Source organism: Streptomyces sp. CNT372 (assembly GCF_000377145.1).
The window spans coordinates 1-3,131 of record NZ_KB897806.1 but is presented as its reverse complement, the minus strand read 5'-3'; the positions used below and the strand labels follow the sequence as shown (position 1 = coordinate 3,131).

The 3,131-nt window shown below is 73.7% G+C and carries 5 protein-coding genes; all 5 read right to left on the bottom strand.

The annotated features are described in order from the left end of the window. Window positions 1-61: 61 nt before the first annotated feature. A complete protein-coding gene (locus C593_RS0128360) occupies window positions 62-457 on the bottom strand; it encodes a RapZ C-terminal domain-containing protein (RefSeq protein WP_018850702.1) in 396 nt (131 codons plus the stop codon). Beyond that, window positions 454-768, bottom strand: a complete 315-nt coding sequence (locus C593_RS0128355; RefSeq protein ID WP_018850701.1) for a hypothetical protein — start codon at window positions 766-768, stop codon at window positions 454-456. Before C593_RS0128355 ends, C593_RS0128360 begins: the two co-directional genes overlap by 4 nt. Window positions 769-773: 5 nt before the next feature. Then, window positions 774-1,361 carry a hypothetical protein gene (locus tag C593_RS0128350; protein ID WP_018850700.1) on the bottom strand — a complete coding sequence of 196 codons (588 nt, stop codon included), beginning with the start codon at window positions 1,359-1,361 and terminating at the stop codon, window positions 774-776. Window positions 1,362-1,445: 84 nt separating this feature from the next. Continuing rightward, entirely contained in the window at window positions 1,446-1,592 is a 147-nt protein-coding gene (locus tag C593_RS33190; protein WP_018850699.1) for a hypothetical protein, read from the bottom strand. Window positions 1,593-1,661: 69 nt separating this feature from the next. Further along, window positions 1,662-3,131 (bottom strand): amino acid kinase family protein (locus C593_RS0128340; RefSeq protein ID WP_018850698.1); only part of this gene is annotated, 1,470 nt, incomplete at its 5' end.

Sequence of the window (3,131 nt, the reverse complement as noted above, 5' to 3'; positions counted from 1 at the left end):
CCTTCCTGGACATGGAGAGGCCCGGCACACCGTGTGCCGGGCCAGGAGGGTGAGCGGGGGGTCAGCGGGGGCGGCGCAGGACGGGGCGGTCGACGTGGAGGTGGACGACGTCGGGGGCGAGGTCCCCCAGTGCGGCCCCGAGGGTGGAGGCGACGACGTACGAGCGATGCCGTCCGCCGACGCAGCCGACCGCGATGTTCAGCGGCCCGGCGGACGGCCCGGCGAGGAACGCGCGGGCGGCCGTCGCGGTCGCGGCGATCAGCCCGGGGATACCGGGGGTGCTGAGGACGGCCGTGATCACCGCTTGGTCCCGGCCGGTCATCTCCCGCAGCCCGGGGTTGACGTGCGGGTCGCGGAAGTGGTGCCGGAGGTCGAGCGTCAGGTGTGCGTCCGGGGCCTGGCCGTGGGGCTGGTGGCCGTACCCGAACGAGGTGATCGTGAGGGACGTCGTCGTCATCGCTGCTGCTCCTGGTCGTCGGGTTCGACGTCGTCCTCCTGGACGTCGTCGTCATCGGGGTAGGGGGTGGCGTGCCCGCAGTAGTGGCACCGGTCGTGGAGCTGCGCGGCGTACGTCGTGCCGGCGCAGGCCGGGCAGTCTCCGAGCTCCAGCACGGGCAGCCCGCCCCGCGCGCAGGACGGGCACCGGTCGGCGTCCCAGCCGTGGGCGGCGGCGGCCGTGACGACGTCGCCCGGGGTGCCGCCCGGACGCCCGAGGTGCATGGCCAGGCAGCCCGTCCCGGTACAGGTGAGGGCGTGGATGATCGGCACCGTGGTCAGCTCCCGTTGATGTTCAGGTGGTCGATGCGGACGCCGGTGCCTCCTCGGGAGCCCCACCGGCCGCCCTGCCCGCCGGTGCCGGTGACGTTGACCGTGACGGGCGCCGGGGGAGCAGCGGCCGGGGCGGAGGGGGACGTCGTGCGTCCGCCGACGCCGAAGGCGCGGAGCCCGAGGAGACCGGCGAGCGTGGTCCCGAGGAGGACGGCACCGCCGATCGCGAGGTCCGCGGCGGCGGCGAGGGTGGCTGCTCCGACCATGGCGAGGGCTCCAGCTCCGGTGAGGGTGAGGGCGCAGACCGAGGAGACGACGACGATCGCGCCGCGCTCCAGGGCCGACAGGGGACGGCGGGCGGGGGCGTCGGGCGCGGCCTGGACGATGACCGGGGGCGCTGCCGGCACGTGGGCGAGCACCCACTGGCCGGTCTCCTCGACCTGGACGAGTGCGCGGCGCGGGTCGGTGGCCGGCACGGGGAACGCGTGCTGCAGCTGGTGGCCGTACGGGGCGGGGGTGAGGTGCTGGGGGCGGTAGACGGCCGGGGCCGGGGTGGTGTGGTGCAGCTGCTCGGCGGTGGTCGGCTCGTGCATGTCGGGGTCCTCCAGGAGGGGGCGGGTACGGCGACGGCCCGGACCGTGATGGGTCCGGGCCGTCGGTGTTGCTGGCGGGTGGGGTCAGTCCTCGGGGGTGCTGTTGATGGCTCCGCAGCACCAGCACGACCATTCGGAGTCGAGCCGGTACCGCTCGGTCCAGAAGCCGACCGGCTTTCCCCAGACGAGGCATTCCGCCCCGCACCGCCAGCAGATGAACTCGAAGTGCATCGGGCTCCCTCCTGGTGATCCGTCCAGTCTGGCGGGCGGAGTGCACCGGGAGGGCGGTTATCGGCCGTTTCAGCCGGTCGTGAGGGACCAGGTGCCGCGCGTCGGCTGGAACGTCAAGCCCTCGTCGCGGAGCTTGCCCAGCGTGTTGTCGACCGTGCCGGAGGCGGGCCCGTCCGGGGTGCCGACGCCGACCGCCGCCCGGATCTCCCGGGTGCGGCGCGGCCCGTCGGCGAGGGCGTCCAGGATGCGGTCCCGCAGGGTGCGCGGGACCGAGGGCGGGACCGGACCGGCGGCGGGCGCTGCGGGCCGCTGTGCGCCCGTCTCGCCCCCGTCGGCGGTGTCGGCGTCCTCTCCGGCGAGGAACCGCTCCGCAGCGTCCAGGGCGGTCGCGTAGGCCCGCTGGAAGACGACGTTCTCCTCCGGGGTGAGCTGCGGGATGGGCGCCGACTCGTACAGGGCGATGAGGCCGGGGAAGGTGCGGTTCTCCTTCACGGCCTTGAAGACGCGGGTGCTGCTGCACCGGCCGCCCTGGATGAGCCAGGCGCGCCCGGCGGTCACCGGGCCGCGCGGGACCTCCTCGCCGGTCCACGCGGCTTCGACGTCGGCGGCCACCGATCCGAAGTGCTTCGGGATCGGCGTGACCTCGGTGCCGTCGGTGACCATGTCGGACGCCATGGACTTGGTGGTCGAGGAGTTGACCCTTCCCAACCAGACCGTGCCGTTCTTCGCGTTCGCCCTGATTTTCTCGGCGTCCCCGAGGTCGGCGACGTGGATGGACTGACCGGCGAACCGCAGGCCCATGCCGAGCTTGCGGCCGGTGAGCTGGAAGCGGCCGATCATGCCGGTGATCCACTTCCGGTACTCCTGGGGGACGTCGACCTCCGCCCCGAGGACGCGGTTGATCTCGTCCAGGCTGACGTTCACCAGCGCCCAGGGGTCCCCGAGGGCGAAGGCGCCCCAGCCGTTCGCGGAACTGACCTCCTCGCGGTAGTCAGCGACGGCGCACGAGGCGGCGAGCGTCGCACCGAGCGCGGCGATGCCGGCACCGAAGTGGAAGACGCGGCCGTTGGCCTCCGGCAGCGACATGCCGTTCTGCGCGTCGGCCACGATCGAGACGACGCCGCTGATCCGCTCGCCCGCCAGGATCGTGTTCAGCGTGACCGACTTGCCCGACCCGGGCGCGCCGACCACCAGGTCGGTGATCGCGCCCAGCTCCGGGTCGTACAGCGGGATGCGGGCGACGCGGCCGTCATGGCACAGACCGAGCGCGATCGTGCCGTCCGGGCGCATCGTCAGGTCCTCGACGGTGGCCTCCCGGATGCTGATCAGCGGGTGTTCCCGGTACACGGAGACGACCCCGCTCGCCATGCCGTCGGTCTCGACCATGACCAGCTCGGGGTCCGTGACGCCCAGGGCGCGGGCGAGGCGGACCCGGGGCAGGCTGATCATCCGGGAGTCCTCCGCGACAATCCGCAGGAGCGCCCGGTCCTCCTCGATCCGATAGTCAGCGAGGAGCATCCCCGGGGCGATACCGCGCGG

Coding starts and splice junctions, on each gene's coding strand:
- C593_RS0128360 (WP_018850702.1), bottom strand. CDS start 457: ATGACGACGACGTCCCTCACGATCACCTCGTTCGGGTACGGCCACCAG.
- C593_RS0128350 (WP_018850700.1), bottom strand. CDS start 1,361: ATGCACGAGCCGACCACCGCCGAGCAGCTGCACCACACCACCCCGGCC.
- C593_RS33190 (WP_018850699.1), bottom strand. CDS start 1,592: ATGCACTTCGAGTTCATCTGCTGGCGGTGCGGGGCGGAATGCCTCGTC.